The organism is Paraburkholderia sp. D1E (assembly GCF_052682275.1).
The window spans coordinates 9,525,553-9,547,970 of record NZ_JBQYMB010000001.1 but is presented as its reverse complement, the minus strand read 5'-3'; the positions used below and the strand labels follow the sequence as shown (position 1 = coordinate 9,547,970).

General features: G+C 60.9%; 18 protein-coding genes. 11 read left to right on the top strand and 7 right to left on the bottom strand.

The window, feature by feature from the left end; translation table 11 throughout:
• Window positions 1-222: 222 nt before the first annotated feature.
• Window positions 223-1,320, top strand: a complete 1,098-nt coding sequence (gene hppD / locus ACUN0E_RS42840; protein ID WP_408509210.1) for a 4-hydroxyphenylpyruvate dioxygenase — start codon at window positions 223-225, stop codon at window positions 1,318-1,320.
• 136 nt (window positions 1,321-1,456) lie between these two features.
• Here the strand turns inward: hppD and ACUN0E_RS42835 are convergent, their stop codons facing one another.
• On the bottom strand, window positions 1,457-1,663 hold the full coding sequence (locus ACUN0E_RS42835) for a hypothetical protein (protein ID WP_408241196.1): 207 nt from the start codon (window positions 1,661-1,663) through the stop codon (window positions 1,457-1,459).
• A 348-nt stretch (window positions 1,664-2,011) separates the two neighbouring features.
• On the opposite strand from ACUN0E_RS42835, the gene ACUN0E_RS42830 reads away from it, so the two are divergent.
• Window positions 2,012-5,611: an indolepyruvate ferredoxin oxidoreductase family protein gene (locus ACUN0E_RS42830; protein ID WP_445570330.1), complete on the top strand. Its 3,600-nt coding sequence runs from the start codon at window positions 2,012-2,014 to the stop codon at window positions 5,609-5,611.
• A 728-nt stretch (window positions 5,612-6,339) separates the two neighbouring features.
• On the opposite strand, the gene ACUN0E_RS42825 is transcribed toward ACUN0E_RS42830, so the two are convergent.
• A complete protein-coding gene (locus ACUN0E_RS42825) occupies window positions 6,340-8,622 on the bottom strand; it encodes an NADP-dependent malic enzyme (protein WP_408485553.1) in 2,283 nt (760 codons plus the stop codon).
• 303 nt (window positions 8,623-8,925) lie between these two features.
• On the bottom strand, window positions 8,926-10,158 hold the full coding sequence (locus ACUN0E_RS42820) for an MFS transporter (RefSeq protein WP_445570329.1): 1,233 nt from the start codon (window positions 10,156-10,158) through the stop codon (window positions 8,926-8,928).
• A gap of 389 nt (window positions 10,159-10,547) precedes the next feature.
• Between ACUN0E_RS42820 and ACUN0E_RS42815 the strand changes: the two genes are divergently transcribed.
• Window positions 10,548-11,234, top strand: a complete 687-nt coding sequence (locus ACUN0E_RS42815) for an orotate phosphoribosyltransferase (RefSeq protein ID WP_074281967.1) — start codon at window positions 10,548-10,550, stop codon at window positions 11,232-11,234.
• Between the two features lie 113 nt (window positions 11,235-11,347).
• On the opposite strand, the gene ACUN0E_RS42810 is transcribed toward ACUN0E_RS42815, so the two are convergent.
• The gene (locus tag ACUN0E_RS42810; RefSeq protein WP_408241184.1) at window positions 11,348-12,037 is read right to left on the bottom strand and encodes a response regulator; all 690 of its coding nucleotides are present in this window, start codon (window positions 12,035-12,037) and stop codon (window positions 11,348-11,350) included.
• A 266-nt stretch (window positions 12,038-12,303) separates the two neighbouring features.
• Here ACUN0E_RS42810 and ACUN0E_RS42805 point away from each other — a divergent pair, with 266 nt between their 5' ends.
• From ACUN0E_RS42805 to argC, 3 genes are all read left to right on the top strand, one after another.
• Window positions 12,304-12,906, top strand: a complete 603-nt coding sequence (locus ACUN0E_RS42805; RefSeq protein WP_445570328.1) for a YbhB/YbcL family Raf kinase inhibitor-like protein — start codon at window positions 12,304-12,306, stop codon at window positions 12,904-12,906.
• Between the two features lie 257 nt (window positions 12,907-13,163).
• Window positions 13,164-13,736 carry a flavodoxin family protein gene (locus ACUN0E_RS42800; RefSeq protein WP_408509213.1) on the top strand — a complete coding sequence of 191 codons (573 nt, stop codon included), beginning with the start codon at window positions 13,164-13,166 and terminating at the stop codon, window positions 13,734-13,736.
• Window positions 13,737-14,012: 276 nt separating this feature from the next.
• Complete coding sequence (gene argC, locus ACUN0E_RS42795) at window positions 14,013-14,960, top strand: N-acetyl-gamma-glutamyl-phosphate reductase (protein ID WP_445570327.1); 948 nt, start codon at window positions 14,013-14,015, stop codon at window positions 14,958-14,960.
• A 198-nt stretch (window positions 14,961-15,158) separates the two neighbouring features.
• Here the strand turns inward: argC and ACUN0E_RS42790 are convergent, their stop codons facing one another.
• The gene (locus ACUN0E_RS42790) at window positions 15,159-15,386 is read right to left on the bottom strand and encodes a hypothetical protein (RefSeq protein ID WP_445570326.1); all 228 of its coding nucleotides are present in this window, start codon (window positions 15,384-15,386) and stop codon (window positions 15,159-15,161) included.
• Between the two features lie 66 nt (window positions 15,387-15,452).
• On the opposite strand from ACUN0E_RS42790, the gene ACUN0E_RS42785 reads away from it, so the two are divergent.
• From ACUN0E_RS42785 to ACUN0E_RS42775, 3 genes are all read left to right on the top strand, one after another.
• Window positions 15,453-16,808, top strand: coding sequence for a DUF2957 domain-containing protein (locus ACUN0E_RS42785; protein ID WP_445570325.1), 1,356 nt, complete (start codon window positions 15,453-15,455; stop codon window positions 16,806-16,808).
• Window positions 16,809-16,915: 107 nt separating this feature from the next.
• Window positions 16,916-18,163 carry a DUF2957 domain-containing protein gene (locus tag ACUN0E_RS42780; protein WP_445570324.1) on the top strand — a complete coding sequence of 416 codons (1,248 nt, stop codon included), beginning with the start codon at window positions 16,916-16,918 and terminating at the stop codon, window positions 18,161-18,163.
• A gap of 172 nt (window positions 18,164-18,335) precedes the next feature.
• Window positions 18,336-19,160 (top strand): OmpW/AlkL family protein, encoded by an 825-nt coding sequence (locus ACUN0E_RS42775; protein ID WP_445570323.1) that lies wholly within the window; start codon window positions 18,336-18,338, stop codon window positions 19,158-19,160.
• A gap of 286 nt (window positions 19,161-19,446) precedes the next feature.
• Here the strand turns inward: ACUN0E_RS42775 and ACUN0E_RS42770 are convergent, their stop codons facing one another.
• Entirely contained in the window at window positions 19,447-20,082 is a 636-nt protein-coding gene (locus tag ACUN0E_RS42770; protein ID WP_408509215.1) for a LysE family translocator, read from the bottom strand.
• An 81-nt stretch (window positions 20,083-20,163) separates the two neighbouring features.
• Window positions 20,164-21,033 (bottom strand): NAD(P)-dependent oxidoreductase, encoded by an 870-nt coding sequence (locus ACUN0E_RS42765; RefSeq protein ID WP_408241157.1) that lies wholly within the window; start codon window positions 21,031-21,033, stop codon window positions 20,164-20,166.
• Window positions 21,034-21,127: 94 nt separating this feature from the next.
• Here ACUN0E_RS42765 and ACUN0E_RS42760 point away from each other — a divergent pair, with 94 nt between their 5' ends.
• Window positions 21,128-21,883: a Mut7-C RNAse domain-containing protein gene (locus ACUN0E_RS42760; RefSeq protein ID WP_408509216.1), complete on the top strand. Its 756-nt coding sequence runs from the start codon at window positions 21,128-21,130 to the stop codon at window positions 21,881-21,883.
• 125 nt (window positions 21,884-22,008) lie between these two features.
• The gene (locus ACUN0E_RS42755; protein WP_408241151.1) at window positions 22,009-22,287 is read left to right on the top strand and encodes a hypothetical protein; all 279 of its coding nucleotides are present in this window, start codon (window positions 22,009-22,011) and stop codon (window positions 22,285-22,287) included.
• The last annotated feature ends 131 nt before the right edge of the window (window positions 22,288-22,418 follow it).

Genomic DNA, 22,418 nt, shown 5'->3' with positions numbered 1-22,418 from the left:
GAGCTAGAAATTAGCGCCAGCGTATCGGCACGCGATTAAGTTCGCAAGTTTTCGTCGCTAGCCGCCCTTTACACTTGCGTCATTCAGTCGCGCAAATGCGTGCGCCCCTTAGCTTTGCATGGGACCGGAGTAGGCGCTAAAGCGCTAACTCCGGTCGACTACTTTGTATGGGACCCGAGTAAGCGCTAAAGCGCTAACTCGGGTCGACACAGGAGACAGACAATGCAGGTTTCAACTTGGGAAAACCCGGTCGGCACCGACGGCTTCGAATTCATCGAATACACCGCACCGGATCCGAAGGCGCTCGGCAAGCTGTTCGAACAGATGGGCTTTACCGCCGTCGCCCGGCATCGCCATAAAGACGTGACGCTGTATCGCCAGGGCGACATCAACTTCATCGTCAATGGGGAACAAGACTCGTTCGCGCAACGTTTCACGCGCCTGCATGGCCCGTCGATCTGCGCGATCGCGTTCCGCGTGCAGGACGCGGCGAAGGCGTACCAGCAGGCCCTGGAAAAAGGCGCCTGGGGCTTCGACAACAAGACCGGCCCGATGGAACTGAACATTCCGGCGATCAAGGGTATCGGCGATTCGTTGATCTATTTCGTCGACCGCTGGCGCGGCAAGAACGGTGCTGAGCCGGGCAGCATTGGCAACATCGATATCTATGACGTCGACTTCGAACCGATTCCCGGCGCGAATCCGAATCCAGTCGGCCACGGTCTGACCTACATCGACCACCTGACCCACAACGTCCATCGCGGCCGTATGCAGGAATGGGCGGAGTTCTACGAGCGCCTGTTCAACTTCCGGGAAGTGCGGTACTTCGACATCGAAGGCAAGGTGACGGGTGTGAAGTCGAAGGCGATGACCTCGCCGTGCGGCAAGATCCGCATTCCGATCAATGAGGAAGGTTCGGACGTAGCCGGTCAGATCCAGGAATATCTGGACGCGTACCACGGCGAAGGCATCCAGCACATCGCGCTAGGCAGCAACGACATCTACCGTACGGTGGACGGTTTGCGCGCGGCGAACATCTCGCTGCTCGATACGATCGACACGTACTATGAACTGGTCAATCGTCGCGTACCGAACCACGGCGAGCCGCTGGACGAATTGCGTAAGCGCAAGATCCTGATCGACGGCGCACCCGACGACTTGCTGCTGCAGATCTTCACCGAAAACCAGATCGGACCGATCTTCTTCGAGATCATCCAGCGCAAAGGCAATCAGGGCTTCGGCGAGGGCAACTTCAAGGCGCTGTTCGAATCGATCGAGCTGGACCAGATTCGCCGCGGCGTAGTTCAGGACAAAGCCTAACGACAAAGGCCGGCGCGGAATTCGAGGGATATAAAAAAGGGCGAGGATCTTGCGATCCTCGCCCTTTGTCGTTTTTGACGTTGCCCGTAGCCGGACAATGACAGATTTTCAACCGATGCGTCGCATCAGCGACGCATCACGAATTCTGGTCTTTCTCATCGGCCTTCGTGGATCGAGCAACGCGCTCTACTGCAATGCGTGCGGGCGCGACTTGCGCCGTGCTGGTGATCGCGTTCGACAGCGTCCCTGCGCTGCTCGAACTTGCACCCGAGCGCACCGGCGCGCTCATTGCGAAGAATGCGGCCGAAACCATCAGGAAGGTCTGGATATTTCTAGTGTTCATGCGTACTCCTTTTCTAACTGCCCCGCTGTCCTGAAGCTCCACCGAATGCAGAGCGTTGCGCAGACATTGCTCGCAGGTGGGGTATTAGACAGACATTTCAACTGCGGTTCCGCAGATTTGTAGTTTTTACAGCTTGTTACAGTGCCACGGCAGTTCTGAAAATAGCGCTAAGCGCATCAAGGAAATTACGCTGCAAAGCAGCATTTTAGGTGTGCTGCGGCGGGTTTTCACCAGTGCTACCATCACTTAAAACCCGTCAATATGGCGACCCCGGCCCCAAGCATTCACAAGATGCCACGGCCCAAAAAAAGTTTTGGTGATCCCAAACTAGGTGGAGGAGTACACATAATGAATGCCCCGCTAGACGCAGGTCAGCGAGCTTCGCTCGAAGCCGCGCTATCTTCCGTCACGCTCGACGACAAATACACCCTCGAACGCGGCCGCGCGTACATGAGCGGCATCCAGGCGCTGGTCCGACTGCCCATGCTGCAGCAGGAACGTGACCGGGCCGCCGGGCTCAATACCGCCGGCTTCATCTCCGGTTATCGCGGTTCGCCACTCGGCGGGCTCGACCAATCCTTGTGGAAGGCGAAGCAGCATCTCGCATCGCACCAGGTCGTGTTCCAGCCCGGCGTCAACGAAGACCTTGCGGCGACCGCCGTATGGGGTTCACAGCAGGTCAACCTGTACCCGAGCGCCAAATACGATGGCGTGTTCTCGATGTGGTACGGCAAGGGCCCAGGCGTCGACCGTTCCGGTGACGTCTTCAAGCACGGTAATTCGGCCGGCTCGGCGCAACACGGCGGTGTTCTCGTACTCGCCGGCGACGACCACGCGGCAAAATCATCAACCCTCGCGCACCAGTCAGAACATATCTTCAAGGCATGTGGCCTGCCGGTGCTGTTTCCGTCGAACGTGCAGGAATATCTGGACTTCGGCCTGCACGGCTGGGCGATGAGCCGTTATTCCGGTTTGTGGGTTGCGATGAAGTGCGTGACTGACGTGGTCGAATCGTCGGCTTCAGTCGATATCGATCCGCACCGCACGAAAATCATTCTGCCGGACGATTTCGCAATGCCGGAAGGCGGCTTGAATATTCGCTGGCCTGATCCGCCGCTGGTGCAGGAAGCGCGCCTGCTTGATTACAAGTGGTACGCGGCGCTCGCCTACGTGCGCGCGAACAAACTGGATCGCGTCGAAATCGATTCGCCGCATGCACGTTTCGGCATCATGACCGGCGGCAAAGCGTATCTCGACGTGCGCCAGGCGCTGACCGATCTCGGTCTCGACGACGAAACCTGTTCGCGCATTGGCATCCGTCTCTACAAGGTCGGATGTGTATGGCCGCTCGAAGCACAAGGTGCACAAGCCTTCGCGCGCGGTCTCGAGGAAATTCTGGTGGTCGAAGAAAAGCGCCAGATTCTCGAATACGCGATCAAGGAAGAACTGTACAACTGGCCGGACGCACAGCGTCCGCGTGTGTTCGGCAAGTTCGATGAAAAGGATGGCGCGGGTGGCGAGTGGTCGGTGCCGATGGGCAACTGGCTGCTGCCGGCCCACTACGAACTCTCGCCGGCGATCATCGCCAAGGCAATTGCCACGCGTCTCGACAAGTTCGATCTGCCGTCCGATGTGCGTGCGCGCATTGCTTCGCGCATCGCCGTGATCGAAGCAAAGGAAAAGGCCCTGGCGCGTCCGCGCGTCGAAGCCGAGCGCAAGCCATGGTTCTGCTCAGGCTGTCCGCACAACACGTCGACGAACGTGCCGGAAGGTTCGCGCGCGATGGCCGGTATCGGCTGTCATTACATGACCGTGTGGATGGACCGCAGCACCAGCACCTTCAGCCAGATGGGCGGCGAAGGTGTGGCGTGGATCGGCCAGGCGCCGTTCACCAATGACAAACACGTGTTTGCCAATCTCGGTGATGGCACCTACTTCCACTCGGGCCTGCTCGCGATTCGCGCGGCGATCGCGTCGAAGGCGAATATCACCTACAAGATTCTCTATAACGACGCGGTCGCGATGACGGGCGGCCAGCCGGTCGACGGCGTGCTGACCGTGCCGCAGATCACGCATCAACTCGCTGCCGAAGGCGCGACGAAGATCGTGATCGTCACTGACGAACCGGAAAAGTACGCCGCCAACGTCGGCCTCGCGCCCGGCATCGACATTCACCATCGCGACAAGCTCGACGAAGTTCAGCGTCAGCTTCGCGAGATTTCCGGCACCACGATTCTGATCTATGACCAGACCTGTGCGACCGAGAAGCGCCGTCGCAGGAAGCGCGGCACGTATCCGGATCCGGCGCGGCGTGTGGTAATCAACGAAGCGGTATGCGAAGGCTGCGGCGATTGCTCGGTGAAGTCGAATTGCCTGTCCGTGGAACCGCTCGATACCGAGTACGGCACCAAACGCCAGATCAATCAGTCCACCTGCAACAAAGACTTCTCGTGCGTGAACGGGTTCTGCCCGAGCTTCGTATCCGTCGAAGGAGGTCAGTTGCGCAAGCCGAAGGCGGCTTCGGGCATCGTCGGTGACGCAATGCCACCGGTGCCGGAACCCGAACTACCGTCGATCGCGCGCCCTTATGGCGTGCTGGTGACGGGCGTCGGCGGCACAGGTGTCGTGACGATCGGTGCCTTGCTCGGGATGGCCGCGCACCTGGAAAACAAGGGCGTCACGGTACTCGACGTCACCGGCCTCGCGCAAAAGGGCGGCGCTGTGATGAGCCATGTGCAGATCGCCCAGAACCCGGCCGACATTCACGCGACCCGCATCGCAATGGGCGAAGCAAGTCTCGTGATCGGCTGCGACGCGATCGTCACCGCCAGCGACGAATGCGTCTCGCGGATGCAGGTGGGCCGCACTCGTGTCGTGCTCAATAGCGCGCACACGCCGACCGCCGAACTCATCAAGAACCCGAACTGGCGCTTCCCGGGCAGCAGCACTGAAGCGGACGTACGTGCCGGTGCGGGCGACGACAGCGTCGATATGGTCGACGCGAATCACTTCGCCGTCGCGCTGCTCGGCGATGCGATCTATACGAATCCGTTCGTGCTCGGCTACGCATGGCAGCGCGGCTGGGTGCCGCTGACCTACCAGTCGCTGATGCGCGCGATCGAGCTGAACAACGTGCAGATCGAGAAGAATCGTGCTGCATTCGAATGGGGGCGCCGTGCTGCGCATGATCTGGCTGCGGTACGTAACCTCGCGCAGTCGCAAGGACGCGGTGCCGCGGCGGAAACGGCGAGCAGCAAGATCATCTCGCTGCACACGCCCAAGGCGCTCGACACGCTGATCGACAAGCGTGCCGACTACCTTGCGGCGTGGCAAAACGACGCGTACGCCGACCGTTATCGCGCCTTGGTGTCCCAAGTGCGTGTGGCGGAATCGGCGCTGGATTCGATCGACGGCCAGTTGCCGTTGACCGAGGCTGTCGCGAAGAATCTGCACAAGCTGATGGCTTACAAGGACGAATACGAAGTCGCCCGGCTCTACAGCGACCCTGCGTTCATCGAAAAACTGAAGGCGAATTTCGAAGGCGACTGGAAGCTGCACATTCACCTCGCGCCGCCGACGTTCTCGAAGAAAGACGCACAAGGTCATCTGGTGAAGAAGAAGTACGGACCCTGGGTGTTCAGCGCCATGCACGTACTCGCCAAACTCAAGTTCCTGCGCGGGACAGCGCTCGACGTGTTCGGCAAGACGGAGGAGCGTCGCACGGAGCGTGCGCTGATCGTCGAATACGAGGCGCTGGTGCACGAACTAATCGGCGGCCTGACTGTGCAGAAGCGTGAGCTGGCCGTTGAACTGGCGAATCTGCCAGACGGCATCCGCGGTTACGGGCACGTGAAAGAAAATAATCTGAAGGGCGTGCGGGTCAAGTGGAACGACTTGCTGACGCGCTGGCGCTCGCCGGAAACGGGAAAGACGCAACACGCGGCGTGATCTTACTGGCTTGACGGGCCAGCATTGGCCTGAAATGGAAAAGGCGGCTGTCCTCGCGGACAGTCGCCTTTTTTTTGCCTGTTTCGCCACGTGATGCGTGTGTACAAGAACAAGCGGTACAGCTCCTTCCAACAACACAACAACAACCAACCAAAAACAAACAACTGCCAGACAACAACTACGAACTTCAACTTCAACTGCGGACTGCTACTTTCACTGCGAACTTCCACTTCGATTGCAAACTTCAAACTCAACTACCAACTACCAACTACCAACTACCAACTACCAACTACCAACTACCAACTACCAACTACCAACTACCAACTACACGACACACATTTACTGCAAGTACTGCAACCCATTGGTACTGCTTGTCTTCACCATCAAAACTTCAACTTCGACTTCTATTGCGACTACTGCTGCTGCCATCAAATTCCAACACCAGAAGAAGCGCGGCGCCTGATGCGAAGCAAGGATTGACCAGCCGACTGTTCCGTTGCCGTCGCGTTGTGCCGCGCTTCAGAAGTAACTTTACAAAAGTGTCACGGCGAATCGAATAGGAGCATTCTTAAAGACCGCATTGCTCCATAAGAATTTCTCGGACCACCGGCCTGCAGAATAAGAGCGCACACATAAAAAAACGCCACGGAATCAACTTCCGTGGCGTTCTCCTGGCTTCCCAGCAACTGCCGCAATGCTGCGGCACTTCAACCATCAACTCATCCGCGTTACTGCGCGTTCACCCGCTTGCGTGCGTTTGCCGAAGCCACCGCCGTCATGTTGATGATCCGTCGTACGGTCGCAGCCGGCGTCAGAATGTGAACCGGTTTCTCAGCGCCCAGCAGGAACGGACCAACCGTCACGCCCTCGCCGCCAATCATCTTCAGCAGGTTGTACGTGATGTTTGCCGCTTCCACGTTCGGCATGATCAGCAGATTGGCTTCGCCGGTCAGCGTCGTGCCCGGGAACGCAGCCTTGCGGACCGCTTCAGACAACGCCGCGTCGCCGTGCATCTCACCGTCGATCTCAAGCGAAGGCGCACGTTCAGCGATTAGCTTGCGAGCCGCGGCCATACGTTGCGACGACGAAGACGGTGCACTGCCAAAGTTCGAATTCGACAGCAATGCAACCTTCGGCGTGATGCCGAACTTTTCGATTTCGCGCGAAGCCAGCATCGTCATATCGGCGAGCTGTTCGGCGGTCGGCGTTTCATTCACGTACGTATCGCAGATGAACAGATTGCGGCCCGGCAGCATCAGCAGGTTCATTGCCGCGAAATTCTGCACGTTATCCGCCTTGCCCAGCACTTGCTCGATGAACTTCAGATGCGTGTGGTACTGCCCAATCATCCCGCAGATCATGCCGTCGGCCTCGCCAAGGCGCACGAGGATCGCGCCGATCAGCGTATTGAACTTGCGCATCGCGGCCTTCGCGACGTCGGGCGTCACACCTTCGCGCGCGCCGAGTTCGTGATACGCCTGCCAGCATTGCTGATAGCGCGGATCGTCTTCCGGATCGACGACTTCGAAGTCTTCACCGCACTTCAGCTTCGAGCCCATCTTCTTCAGACGCATCTCGATCACCGACGGACGGCCGACCAGAATCGGCTTGGCGATCTTTTCCAGCAGCACGAATTGCGCGGCGCGCAGCACGCGCTCGTCCTCACCTTCGGCGAACACGATGCGCGCCGGTTCCGATTTCGCGGCAGCGAACACCGGACGCATCACCATGCCGGTGCGGTACACGGTTGTGCCGAGTTCTTCGCGGTACGCGTCCATATCCTTGATCGGACGGGTCGCGACGCCCGAGTCCATCGCGGCTTGCGCGACAGCCGGCGCGATCTTGATGATCAGGCGCGGATCGAACGGCTTCGGAATCAGGTATTCCGGGCCGAATTCGAGCGAGTGGCCTTCGTACGCCTTGGCGACTTCATCGCCCTGGTCGGTTTCTTCTGCCAGTTCCGCAATCGCGCGCACGCACGCGAGCTTCATTTCTTCCGTGATCGTGGTTGCGCCGACATCCAGCGCACCGCGGAAGATGAACGGGAAGCACAGCACGTTGTTGACCTGGTTCGGGTAGTCCGAACGGCCCGTCGCGATAATGCAGTCCGGGCGCACCTTCTTCGCTTCTTCCGGGCGGATTTCCGGTTCCGGATTCGCCAGCGCCAGAATCAACGGCTGCGTGCCCATTTCGGCAACCATTTCCGGCTTCAGCACGCCGGCGCTCGAGCAGCCGAGGAACACATCGGCGCCGCGGATCGCATCAGCCAGCGTGCGTGCTTCGGTGTTCGCCGCGTAACGTTCCTTCGACGGATCCAGGTTGCCGCGACCTTCGTAGATCACGCCCTTCGAGTCTGTGACCAGCACGTTCTTCTTCGACAAGCCGAGGTTCACCAGCAGATCCAGACACGCGATTGCCGCCGCGCCCGCGCCCGAACACACCAGCTTCACTTCGTCGAGCTTTTTACCGACCACCTTCAGACCGTTCAGGATCGCCGCCGAAGCGATGATCGCCGTGCCATGCTGATCGTCGTGGAAGACCGGAATCTTCATGCGCTCGCGTAGCTTCTTCTCAATGTAGAAGCACTCAGGCGCCTTGATGTCTTCAAGGTTGATGCCGCCCAGCGTGGGCTCGAGCATCGCAATCGCCTCAACCAGCTTGTCTGGGTCGGATTCGCTCAGTTCAATGTCGAACACGTCGATGCCGGCGAACTTCTTGAACAGGCACCCCTTGCCCTCCATCACCGGCTTCGCGGCCAGCGGGCCGATGTTGCCGAGACCGAGCACGGCCGTACCGTTCGTGATCACGCCGACGAGGTTGCCGCGCGAAGTGTACTTCTGCGCGTCGAGCGGGTCTTCGTAGATCGCCATGCAGGCCGCGGCAACGCCGGGCGAGTAGGCGAGCGACAAATCGAGCTGGTTCGACAATGGCTTGGTGGGAGTGACCGAAATCTTGCCGGGTTTCGGAAACTGGTGGTATGCGAGAGCGCTTTGCTTAAGTTGTTCGTCCATTTTTTGGCCTGCGAGACGTAAGTAATCGGGCCCGGCACACTGCACCGTAGGCGGCGCTTCGCGTCTATCGAATGGATAATCGACTGCGGCGGATTTCGCATGCGCCGGTTGAGCGCGGCGTCGAACCTCAGCGGAAGGCAAGACGGTGCGGAGTGCTACGCGGGTCGGTTAGTGTACACCGCGAACGTATCGATGCACTGAGTGGTTAACACGGCTCACCATCGGCGAAACATCGGCGGGCAATGCTGCAACGCCGCATCGGACAGCCGTTTCGCTTACGGCCGCGTGCGTGTCACGAGCGCGTCATTCGAGTTCGGCGCCGCGTCTTTCGGGGATCAGAAAGAGCGTCGCGAAGATGTCGAGCAGATAGATCGACGCGAGCAAAGCGAGTGCGGCGCCGAACGAATAGCGTGCGGCCAACGCGCCCACAACCACCGGTCCGAAACCACCGACCGCCCGGCCGACGTTGAACAGCACGTTCTGCGCAGTGGCGCGCGCATCGGTCGGATAAAGCTCGGAGATCAGCGCGCCATAGCCGCCGATCATCCCGTTGACGAACACGCCCATGGCCGCGCCGCCGATCAGCAGCGTCATCGGCGTTGTCAGATGGGCGTAGACGAATACCATCACCACTGCGCCCACCTGATAGAACAGGAACGTCGGCTTGCGGCCGAAACGGTCGGCGGCCATGCCGAACAGCCAGATGCCGCACGCCATGCCGAGAACCGTCGCGGCGGTCCACACCCCGGACCTGGTCAGCGAATAGCCGAACGTCTTCGACAAATAGCTCGGAAGCCAGATCATCAGACCGTAATAGCCGAAGTTCTGGACTGAACAGAGAATCGCGACACCGATGCTGGCGCGCGCGGTGCGTCCATCGGCCACCAGCAATTTGAGCGGCAGCTTGCGCATCCCGCGTGCGACACGCTCGGTGAAAAGCGCCGGCTCCTCGACGCGACGCCGCACGAAAAACGACACAACGGCGGGCAGCAATCCAAGCGCAAACATGCCGCGCCAGCCGATCACCGGTAGCAGCAGCGGCGTCAGCAACGCGGCCGCGAGCACGCCAAGTTGCCATCCCAGCCCGACATAGGACGACACGCGCGCCCGCTGCGCCGCCGGCCACGCCTCAGCCACCAGCGTCATGCCGATGCCGAACTCGCCGCCGAGACCAATGCCTGCAATGGTCCGATAGACCAGCAGGTCCGTATAACCCTGCGCCAGCGCGCACAGTCCGGTGAAGACGGCGAAGATCAGAATCGTCCACGTCAGCATCCGCACGCGGCCGAAATAGTCGCTCAATACGCCGAAAATCAGGCCGCCAGCGACAGCGCCAATCAGCGTCCACGTGACGAGCGAGCCTGCCTGCGCGGAGCTCAGATGCAGATCCATGGCAATCACCGGCAGCATGAAGCCGAGGATCAGCAGGTCGAAGCCGTCCATCGCATAACCAAGCACGGAAGCGATCAGTGCACGGCCGGCATAGCCGCTTCTGGCGGGTTCACGGGTTTCGGTGGCGGAAGAAGCGGGAGTCATTGAAAGTATTCCGTAATACACGAAGGCGGCAATCATGCAAGGCCGCCCCAAGAAATTCGCGTGAGTGTAAAGGCGCGCCAGGCGACTCACAAGCAAGCCAAAAAACGGGCCCCCAAACAGCCCCGGAAGCAGCAACAATGCAGCGTCCGACGAACCTCGCAAGCCCCGTTCAGCGCAGCCGTTATGACCGTCATTCGCCGCCGGCACGCACGACGGCCCCCTCGGGAGGGCCCATTTCGGGTAAAATGTCGGCCTACGCGCGCAGCAAAAACCGGCCTGCACTCCACTGACCGGCTACGTATTCCGCCCATCATGGCGCGGCATACCCGGCTTGCTGCGCCACCGGGCCCCGCGCCCGCTTCTCCTCGCTCACACCCAAGGATCCGCCCATGACAGGCTTCGATCGCCAGACGATCTCCGACACCACCGCCAAGATGCTGCTGGAAGTGCAAGCAGTGCACTTCAACGCGGAGAAACCGTACATTTTCACGTCCGGCTGGGCGAGCCCGGTTTATATCGACTGCCGCAAGCTGATCTCGTATCCGCGCGTGCGCCGTGGCCTGATGGAAATGGCCGAAGCCACCATTCTGCGCGACGTCGGCTACGAGCAGATCGACGCGGTGGCCGGTGGCGAAACCGCCGGCATCCCGTTCGCGGCATGGCTCTCCGATCGCCTGATGGTGCCGATGCAATACGTGCGCAAGAAGCCGAAGGGTTTCGGCCGTAACGCGCAGATCGAAGGTCTGCTGACCGAAGGGCAACGCGTGCTGCTGGTTGAGGATCTGACCACGGACAGCCGCAGCAAGATCAACTTCATCAACGCGCTGCGCACCGCCGGCGCGACGGTGAACCACTGCTTCGTGCTGTTCCACTACAACATCTTCAAGGAAAGCGTGTCGGTGCTGAAAGACATCGACGTCGATCTGCACGCGCTTGCCACGTGGTGGGACGTGTTGCGCGTTGCCAAGGCGAACAACTACTTCGACACCAAGACGCTCGATGAAGTGGAAAAATTCCTGCACGCGCCGGCCGAATGGTCCGCGGCACACGGCGGCGCCAACGCAACGCCGCAATAAACACAACCGCTCAACGCGGTTGGCATAAAAAAGGCCGCCTGTCGATCAGACAGCCGGCTTTTTTTGTTGAACACGTCCGGCCGGACGAAACTGCGACCGCGGTACCGCTGCGGCTAGGGTGTGCTGCCGGAATCGCCAACCGAATGCGACGACAGATTCAGCAAACCGTTGCTCTGCGCGTACTGGAACAACTCGGAATCGCGATCGATGCCGAGCTTGCGCATCGCCGTATTCTTCTGCGTACTGATCGTCTTGATGCTGCGATTGAGCTGCTCCGAGATCTCCTTGATCGTCATGCCCGACACGAACAGGCGCACAACCTCGAGCTCGCGCCGCGACAGCATTACTTCTTCGTTCTTACCGCCGGCATTCATGCGCAGCGTATCGAGCGACGCCTTGACGGACGGGCTCATGTATTCCAGGTTGCGACTGACGTGCTGCACTGCAAGCCCAATATGGCTCAGATCGTCCGACTTGTTAACGACCGAGGTCACCCCGAGTTCGCTCAGCCGTTTGAGCAACGCGGCGTTCTCCAGCATCGTCAGCACAACGATGGGAAGGTCGGGAAAATTGCGGCGCAGATAGCCGATCAGCGGCAAACCATCGCCGTATTGGCCGCCTGGCATCGCCAGATCCGTCACGAGCACATCGCACGCAATGGTCTGCAGCACCTTGACCAGTTCGGTTGACTGCCGCGCACGCGCGACGACTTGCAGACCTGGAAACTTGAGCAAAGCTTGTTCGGCACCGAACAGAATCACCGGATGGTCGTCGGCGACCACGACCCTGACTGGATCTTGCATTGCCCTCCCCTCGACAGATAAACCACTCTCCAAAACTTCTGACATGCCTTTCTATTCTTGGTACTTGAACTGATTGGGTACGCGGTCTGTATTCGCGCGGACAATTCCTCCGACTATAGCCGATTTCACGTCCGCCCAGCCTGCTGGCTGGCCACAATGACCCGTCGAAAACCTAATGTTAGACTTGATTCGACGTTGGGGCACAAAATAGGGACAATAATCCTCGCGAGGACAACCGCCTCGCGCCCTGACAGGAGAACCGGCACATGCGCTCGCGTTGCCTGGTTGTTTCGCTTGCTTCGCCGTTCCGCCGTATGCCGTCTTTCACCTGCGCCATGCTTGGTCTCGCGCTATTGGCGACGCATGGCACTTACGCATTCGCGGAGGGTCCGCTCACGCTGACCAGCGCCAGCGTCCATGCGGGCGGCACCGTAGATGCGGCTCAGGTTTTCAATCAGGACGACTGCAAAGGCGGCAATCGCTCGCCACAGTTGACGTGGCACGATGCGCCGGCCGGCACGCGCAGCTTCGCGGTCACGGTGTTCGATCCGGATGCGCCTGGCCGCGGTTGGTGGCACTGGGCCGTTGCGGCAATTCCGGCCACCGTCAACAGTTTGCCGGAGAACGCCAGCTCTTCGGGCTTCCTGAAGAAACTCGGCGCAGTCGAAGCTCGCAACGACTTCGATACCGACGGCTACGGCGGCCCCTGCCCGCCACCCGGCAAACCCCATCGCTACATCATCACCGTTTATGCGCTGAACACCGCAGACCTGCGCCTCGCGCAGGGACGCCCGGCGCTCATGTTCGATCACGAGATCGGCACTGCCACGCTCGACAGTGCTCGAATAGTGGTCAACTACGGACGGTAGCGGCACCCGTCAACTCTGACTTCGAACAGCATCGACTGCGAGCTGCGCCACTGACAACGCGCCGCGTGCCGCGCGCCGGCTCGACGCGCCAATTGACGCACGGCGTACTTCACATTGCCACCGCTGCGGAATTTCTGTCATCCACGTACGCTAATGTGCAACGGAGCGGCGTGAGCGATGCTTACCGATGTCGCGTCGCTACATGCGCGCATGTTTGCCTTGTTTACCCCTGCTTTTTCATCTTGCCGGAGATTGCCATGTCGAAGATCGTCATCGTTTATCACAGCGGCTACGGCCACACGAAGAAAGTCGCCGAGGCCGTGCTGGCCGGCACGCTCGAGGCCGGCGCGGACGCCAAACTCATGCCGGTCGGCGAAATCGACGACGCGGCGTGGGCAGAACTGGCGGCCGCCGACGCCATCATTTTCGGCGCGCCAACCTACATGGGAGGCCCGTCCGCCGACTTCAAGAAATTCGCCGACGCGAGTTCGAAACCCTGGTTCGGCCAGACGTGGAAAGACAAGATCGCGGCCGGCTTCACCAACTCGGCGACCATGAACGGCGACAAGTTCTCGACGATCCAGTACTTCGTCACACTCGCGATGCAACACAGCATGATCTGGGCAGGCACCGGCATGATGCCGTCGAACACCAAAGCGGCGACCCGCAACGACTTGAACTATGTGGGCGGCTTTACCGGCCTGCTGGCGCAGTCCCCGGCGGATGCATCGCCGGAAGAAGCGCCGCCCGCGGGCGATCTGGAAACGGCCCGGATGTTCGGCGCGCGCATCGCCGGCGTGACGGCGCGGTGGAACGCGACGGCTCGATAACGCATTGTCCGAAGGCTTGCGTCATGAAGCCGTGCGCGCTCGAGACGGATGCCGCGCTCTTCACAGCGCGCGGCGCGGCCTCGGGCAAGCGCCGCCGATCTGCCCGGAACCCACTTGCATCGGCTTGCATCTATCCCGTAACCGGTCACGCCGATGTCACTTTCGGCGCGCATCGTCGTTTTTTCACCTCGTTTTGCACGCCCGCCGCGATCAGGTCTTAAAATAGCGTTCCGGCGCGGTGTCGCGCCCCGTTTCCAGCAAGCCAGTGAGATCGAGATGAGCACGAAAGTTTTTGTCGACGGACAGGAAGGCACGACCGGCCTGAAGATTTTCGAATACCTGTCGCAACGCGCCGACGTGGAGATCCTGCGTATCGAAGAAGCGAAACGCAAGGACCTCGAAGAACGCCGCCGTCTCATCAACACATCGGATGTCACGTTCCTGTGCCTGCCGGACGTCGCCTCGCGCGAGTCGGCCTCGCTGGTCGAAAACGACCGCACCGTACTGATCGATGCCAGCACAGCTTTCCGCACATCCGCCGACTGGGCCTATGGCCTGCCCGAGCTGGCCCGCTCGCAACGCGAGCGTCTGCGCACCGCAAAACGCATCGCCGTGCCGGGCTGCCATGCGTCGGCCTTCGTGCTGGCCATGCGTCCGCTCGTCGAAGCAGGCGTCGTGGCGCCGGAATTCGCCGCGCAGGCGTACTCGATCACCGGTTACAGCGGCGGTGGCAAGAAAATGATTGCCGACTACGAAGCCGGCGGCAACGACAAGCTCAAGAGTCCGCGTCCGTACGCGCTCGGCCTCACGCACAAGCATCTGCCGGAAATGGCGGCGCACACGGGCCTGAAGTCGGCGCCGGTGTTCACGCCGATCGTCGGCGACTTCTACAAGGGTCTCGCGGTCACCACCTTCTTCTCGCCGAACCAGTTGGCCAAGAAGGCCACGCCGCAAGACGTGCAGGCACTGTTCTCCGAATACTACGCAGGCGAGGCCTTCGTGCACGTTGCGCCGTTCGACGCAGATGCGAATCTCGACAGCGGCTTCTTCGACGTACAAGCGAACAACGACACCAACCGTGTCGACCTGTTCGTGTTCGGCAACGAAGAGCGCTTCGTGACCGTCGCGCGCCTCGATAACCTGGGCAAGGGCGCATCGGGCGCAGCAATCCAGTGCATGAACCTCGCAATCGGCACCGCCGAAGAAACCGGCTTGAAACGCTGAGCACGTATCGAGTTACAGAGGGCAATTCACTGTCAATCTGCCAGAAAGCCGGTCTGCAAAGATCGGCTTTTTTGTTTTAAGAAGGCCGCCATCCGAATTTCCTCTTTCGCAGTTAATCAGTAGTAGCCCGCATTACTTTGAAAAGAAAAATCGGACTGCTCATCAACCGCCGGTAACTCATTCCTAAAATTGATCCGCTCAGCATAGTTTTCCGCATAGGGAAATTACGGACTTTTTTTCGAACGACCGTTCGAAGATGATAGAGCCATTTTGCTGCAACGCTTGCCTGACAAGGGTGTGCGGCGAAGCAACGGTGCCGCTGTCGAACTCAAAAATCCTTTTTTGTTTAAAAGGGCTGCCAAGCCCCACACCGCGCGCGTCCGGCAAAAAAATTTCCGTTTGAATCGGTCTTTTTAGACGGCTCATTCAATTGACAGGCATTAAGCGCGCAGCGAAATTAGTTCGCACAATTACATGAAGGGAGACAGCAGCATGTCGCACGCCATTATTCGAGGTCTGGCCATGGCCATCGCCACGACCCCATTCCTCATCGCTTGCGGCGGCGGCAAGGCCGATAATCCCGGCCCGATCAATTCGCCGCAGTGCTCAGGCTCGAGCTGCGGCGCGCAAGGTGCGCCGGCTTCGGGCGCGGGTGCGGCCGCGCTATGTCCTGCTACCGCCGACATCGTTAAAGCGACGTATCTCGGTGGTGCGGGTAGTGGCGAAATCGTGCAGTTGAACATCGACGCAACCGCGATGACGTACTCGCTGAAGTGGCTTGAGTCGCCGATTCCGTTGCGCACAGGCCAAGTTTCGCCGACGCGCGCGGGTACACAGATCACGGGCGCCGTGATCCACCCGCCGACCGGCGCACTGCCCACCGCCGAACAAATCCGCTGCGCCTTCATTCTCGGTGCAGGTACCGGCACCGGCGTTGGTGACGGTCAGCCTTATACGACACCCGACTTCGTCAACAATCCGAATCCGCCGATGATCCTCGTCGGCCTGGGTGTGGCCGGTGGCGGGATCCCGGGCGCGACGGTGCAATTCGCCGGAATCCTGGGCCTGGGCGCTGTACCCAACCGGCATTTCGACTTCTACCCGTTCCTCGGCTTCGCCAGCACAACGACCGACATCACCAAGCTGGTTGGCACCTACAACGGTCTGCTCTACCACCTTTCACCGACTGCCAACTACGAGACCGTCGCAACCAATTCGGTGGAGACTTTCGACGCAAGCGGCAATTGCACTTCATCGAGTTCTAGCGGCTGTCTGAGCACCGGTGGCGCACTCACCCTGAACAGCAACGGCTATTTCGACAGCGCGAAACCACCGCAGATCGTCAATGGCGGCAGCCCCGCGCCGTTTCGCACCGACCAATCCGGCAAGGCTCACATGATCATCGGTCAGATCAACGGCGCGACGGTGCCGCTCGTGGTCCGCACCGGCAACGTCAACCTCTCAGCATTGTCAGTCGACGACGAATCCGGCATCGCGATGCTCGCGGCGGCCACGCCGCTTGCATCCGGTGGCTTTGACGGCGGCTACGTCGGTGCTGACTCGAACTTCAAGTACACCGCAACGTTGATCCAGGGCGCGGTCGGCACGTTCATCAATCCGAGCACATCGTCGGCGGAAAGCGGCTTCGGTCTGGGCTACGGGCTGCCGAGCCCCGGTCTGGTCGGCGTGCAGGACACCAACGGCAAGACCGGCTTTGCGATTGCATCCGGCGGCCTCTACGCCATCGCAATCCAGGGCACGGAGAACAGCGGCATTACGTCGACGTCGGCGAATGCAGACACGCCAAGCACCCCCTACTTCGGCATCGGCGCACAGATCAGCAAGTAACGAACGAAGAGAACGAAGGACCGGCAGTTCGCAGTACGAGACATAAATAGCAAAAGGTGGCCGGACTGGGAGCCGGCCACACACAACGAGAAAATTCTGGAGGCGGTATGAAATGGAGAATCCTTTCGGTGCTCGCTCTTGCAGCACCGTTGCTGGGGGCGTGCGGTGGTGGTGGCGGCAACGGCGATGGACCGGTGACGGAAGTTCGCCTGTGTCCTGCGTCGCTCGACTACGGCACGGTGTTCACGGGCGGCGGCGGTGACGGCGAACTGGTCAAGCTGCAGATGGACACGACCAAGATGACCTGGCAAATCAGCTACATCGAATCGCCGATTCCGGCGACCGTCGGCACCGTTGCGCCGACGCGCGCCGGTCAGAGCGCAAACGGCACGCTGACCCAGGAAACGCTGCTGCCGACCAACAAGCTCAACCAGTGCGCCTACCGCCTGAACGGCGCGAGCCTCGACCCGAATCGTCCGGCGCGGATTTTTGTCGGCGAAGGCGTGGCGGGCGGCACGATTCCGGGGGCGGAAATCTCCTTCGCGGGGATTCTCGGCGTGGGCGCAGTGCCTGATACCACGTTCCCGTACTACCCGTTCATCGGCTTCTCGTCGATTGAAACGAATCTCGCGAACGTGGCCGGCACCTACAACCAGCTCGGCTATCACCAGGTTCCGTCGCAGAACTTCGCACCGGTCGCGGTCGATTCGAAGATCACGATCAATGCCGACGGCACGTGGAGCGAGTGTGACAACTCCGGTGTCAACGCGGGCAAGTGCGAACAGCCGGGTACGAACTTCGTATCGTCGGCTGACGGCAGCGGCGCGTTCGAAACCGACAAGTTCCTGGGCCAGGCCAAACCGACGCTCGCCACGACGCCCAAGGCTCGCGGCTACATGATCGTCGGCAAGCTGCGCAACCAGTTGGTGCCGATCCTGGTGCGAACCGGTGCGGCGAACTCGTCGGTGACGACGCCGGTGAATGGCGAACTCGGACCGTATGCTGACGATGAATCGGGCATCTCGATTCTGTCGCCGCAAACTTCGATCGCGGTGAACTCGCAAAACGGTGAGTACATTGGCGTGGATAGCCAGTTCGACTATCGCACCACCGCACTCGAAGGCGCGCAGGCCACGCTGCTGGATCCGTTCAATGCATCGCAGGCATCGCTTGCGACAGCGCTGAATCTGGACTTCACGCAAGCCGTGCCGGGTGTGGTGACGACGACGCAAGTGGGTGCATCCACGGGTACCACGCCGACTGGAAAGATGATCTTCACAGGTGGCGTGTTCGGCTACCTCGATCTGACCAACGCGGCCTCGCCGTACTTCACGATCGGAGCCTTCGTCCAGTAATGGACGCAGCACGCGCCGCCGACACGCAACGAGGCGTTCGCGTCCCGGCTGCTGCGCACAGTCATAGCGCAGCAGCCGGCGTCCACCGGGTATCCAGCGCACCGGCCGGGCAGCCAACCCGCCGTCGCTCGCCGCGCGCGATCAACGCAACGCGCGCCTCAGGAGGAACAACATGAAAAAAATCTACTTCGCGATACTGGCCGCCTGCCTGTCAGCCAGTGCGCACGCACAACACGCGGGCGACAACGTCGCCGTGCTCGGCTGGTTCCACATCATGCCGCAGGATTCGAGCTCGCCGCTGACCACCAATGTCGCGCCGACCCCGATCAATACGCCGCTGCGTCTGCCAAGCTCGTTCACCTCATCCGGTACGGGGTTGTCGACCAATAGCGCCAATACCGTTGGTCTCACAGTCAGCCATTACCTCACCGATCACATCGCGGTGACGACGGTCGCAGGCGTGCCACCGGTATTCAAGATATACGGGCACGGCATTATCAAGCCGCCAGGACCGGCAGGCGCACTCGGTCAGCAGGATCTGGGCGATCCGCAGGCCAACCCGATCGTAAAAAGCGTGCGCCAGTGGAGCCCGGCGCTGCTATTCCAGTACTACTTCAACGCGCCTACCGCGAAATTCAGGCCGTTCGTCGGCATAGGTGTGTCGTACAACTGGTTCTCCGACGTCCAGTTGAGCCAGAACTTCGTACAGTCGACGCAGAACAATCTCGGTGCAGTGCTGGCCGCGGGCGCAGGCAAGCCCGGGCAGACGCAGGTGTCAGCGAAAGCGTCGTCGTCCTGGCAGCCGGTGTTCAATGCGGGTCTCACGTACGCCCTCACCGACCACTGGGGTCTCGTCGCATCGGTCACGTACATTCCGCTGAAGACCACCTCCTCGGTCATCATCAAGGCCGCGGACGGCACGGAACTGGGTGTCTCGAAGGCGGAGCTGAAAGCCGATCCGATCATTTCGTTCCTGGCTGTCTCGTATAAGTTCTGAGTTCAGGCGCGGATGCGACAAGGCCGGCGGCCCCGCATAGGGGGCCAGCCGGCTTTGTCTTTTCTGGAGAAGGCTGGAAATTCAGGGCAAAAAAAAGCCCGCCTAATTGGGCGGGCTGAATCCATATCAGAGGAGACATGGAGGAGACAAGACGAACTATAGCAAATGGTTTGGTGCGTCGCAACATTCAAATTAGGGTTGACCCTCAGCGTTGTATCGGCGCAACGATCCTTGCAACGCTTTGTGGGCGGCGGTGGCTGGTTCGTGCGGCGAGCCCGCCGTTCGCCTAATGGCGCACCAGCGCCATCATCGCGCCGAAGCCGACGAACACGCCGCCTGTCAGACGATTGAACATCCTGGCGACGCTGCGACTCTTCAACCGCGCGCCAATCCGCGTGCCGAAACCCGCATACACCAGGTACCAGCTCACCTCGATAACCGCGAAAGTCGCGACGAGCACACCGAACTGCGGCAGCTTGGGCTGCGCGGCGTCGATGAACTGTGGCAGCAACGCTGCGGCGAACAAGATCGCTTTCGGATTGCTGCCCGCCACCAGGAAACCGTTACGAAACAGTGCGAAGCGCGAGCGTGCGGGCTTTGCGGCGAGTTCGTCGACTGCGCCGGCAGCGCCTTCGTCAGCCGGCGCCCGCCACGCCTTGATGCCCAGATAGACGAGGTAAGCCGCGCCGATCATCCGCAGTGCGTTGAACATCGCCGGCCAGGCGTCAAGAAAGACGCCGAGGCCCGCCGCCGACACCGCCAGCATCAACACCAGCGCCGACAGGCAGCCGGCCATGGTCGCACTGGAACGGCGCAGCCCATGCTGGGCGCCATGCGTCATTACCAGCAGCATGTTCGGACCGGGAATCGCGGAAACGACGAAAACAGTGGCGGCGAACAGCCACCAGGTATGCAGACTCATTGAGATCGACGCAGAAAGGGATCGGGCGGCTATTATGCCCGCCCGTACTTTTAAGCGCGCACCCGCAGCACCCGCTCCTGCTCAGCGCCCTGCCCGCCGCGCCGCCACCTGCCCCAGCACCGCGAAGTCTTTCTCGCCGTCGCCATGCGCCACGGCTTCGAGCAGGCTGTCGCGCACCACGCTCGCGATCGGCAACGGTGTGTTGACCGCATCGGCGGCCGCCAGTGCAAGACGCAAGTCCTTCAATCCGAGGCGCGCCTTGAACAGCGCAGGCTCGTAGCGCTGCTCCGCGATCATCTTGCCGTAGCCCGAATAGACCGGACCCGGGAACAGGCCGCTCGTGATGACGTCGAGGAAATCCTGCATCGCGAGACCGTGGCCGGTCACGAGCGTGGCAGCCTCGCCGAGCGTCTCAACGGCCGCGCCCAACATGAAGTTAGCCGCAAGCTTCATCACGTTCGCCTGCTGCGGCAGCGAACCGATGCGCCAGGTTTTCTGGCCGATGGCGTCGAAAATCGGCTGCACGCGGTCGATCGACTCGGCCGGGCCGCCCGCCACGATCGTCAGCTTGCCCGCCGCCGCGACGTCTGGCCGCCCCAACACCGGCGCGGCAACGTAATGGACACCCCGCGAGGCATGCGCCGTCGCCAGCTCCTCGGCCAGCGCCACCGAGATCGTCGCCATGTTCACGTGGATCAAGCCGCGCGGGGCGTGTTCCAGCAGCGACGCGGTGATGACTTCGCGCAGCGCGGCATCGTCGGCGAGCATTGAGAACACGGCGTCGCCCGCAAACGCTTCAGCCGGCGTCGCGACAATCCGCGCACCTGCCTCGGCGAGCGGCTGCGCGCGTTCGGGCGAGCGGTTCCACACGCGCACCTGATGCCCGGCTTTCAAAATGTTTGCAACCATCGCGGCGCCCATCTCGCCGAGACCGATAAAACCGATGTCCATCTGTCGCTCCGTCTTCTAAAGAACTGGAAGTAAAGCACACCCATGCGACAAGTGCAGGACAGCGCGCAATTAAACCCGGTGCGATACTGCTGTGATGGTCACCGCGACATTCCGCTTCTATGAGGAGCTGAACGATTTTCTCGCCCGGCCCCTGCGTCGGCGTGCGTTCAGTTACGCCTGCGCGCGCGGCGCCACCGCGAAACATATGATCGAAGTGCTCGGCGTGCCACATACCGAGGTCGAACTGATTCTGGTGAACGGCGAGTCGGTCGGTTTCAATCATCTGCTGTCCGACGGCGATCGCATCGCCGTTTATCCGAAGTTTGAAGCGCTCGACGTCCAGCCGCTATTGCGCGTGCGCGAACATCCGCTGCGTGTGGTGCGTTTCATTGCCGATGCGCACCTGGGCGGTCTCGCCCCGCTGCTACGGCTGGCCGGCTTCGATACGCTCTACGACAACCACTATCCCGACGCCGATATCGAAGCCCTCGCCGCCGCACAACAGCGCATCGTATTGACACGTGACCGCGAGCTATTGAAACGCAGCGCCATCACACATGGCTGCTACGTGCGTACGCTGCGGCCACGCGAGCAATTGCGCGAAGTGTTTGAACGGCTCGACCTGGCCGGCAGCGCGCAGCCATTCCGTTTGTGTCTGATGTGCAATGCGCCACTGCGGCGTATCGCCAAAGATGAAGTCGGGGATCGGGCGCCCGACGGCGTGCTGGAACGGCATAACCAGTTCGTCACCTGCGACGTGTGCCGGCGCGTGTTCTGGGAAGGCACGCACTGGCAACGAATGCGTGCGCTGATGGACAGCGTGGCTGGGGCGCCGGAACGGCCCGTTTGAGCACCGCTCGATGGCTCAGACTCCGCGCGGCCTGAGCACCGCACCAACGCCGCCCGGGTGCGGAATCGCCGCCGCTTACTCGACGCGTACAATGCGGGCTTACTTATCTGGCAGAGGCCTTCCGTATGGCGATGAAAAAAACCGACATTGAAAAGAACAAGGCACTCAAGCTGAACAACGCAATGAAACTGTCGACCGCCGACCGCTTTGGCAAAGCCGCTGCCGCCGATCCGAAGCTCGATCGCCGCGAACAGCGCAAGCTCGACCAGGCACAAGGCCTTGTCGCGTTCGCCTGCAAGCTGAATGGCGACCTGGTCACTGAACTGAAAGAGCGCGCTGCCACGCATCCGGAAGGCATGACCGGATTGCTGAACGAGGTCGTCAAGCGCGGCCTCGCAGGCTAAACGCCGCTCAAACCCGCCGCACAATACAAAAAGGCCAGAGCAGAAGCTCTGGCCTTTTTGCTGGCGACGTTTAACCGGAACTGCGCTGCACTCGCCGACTAGCAGCGCGCAGAAGAGAACCGGCAGGGTTC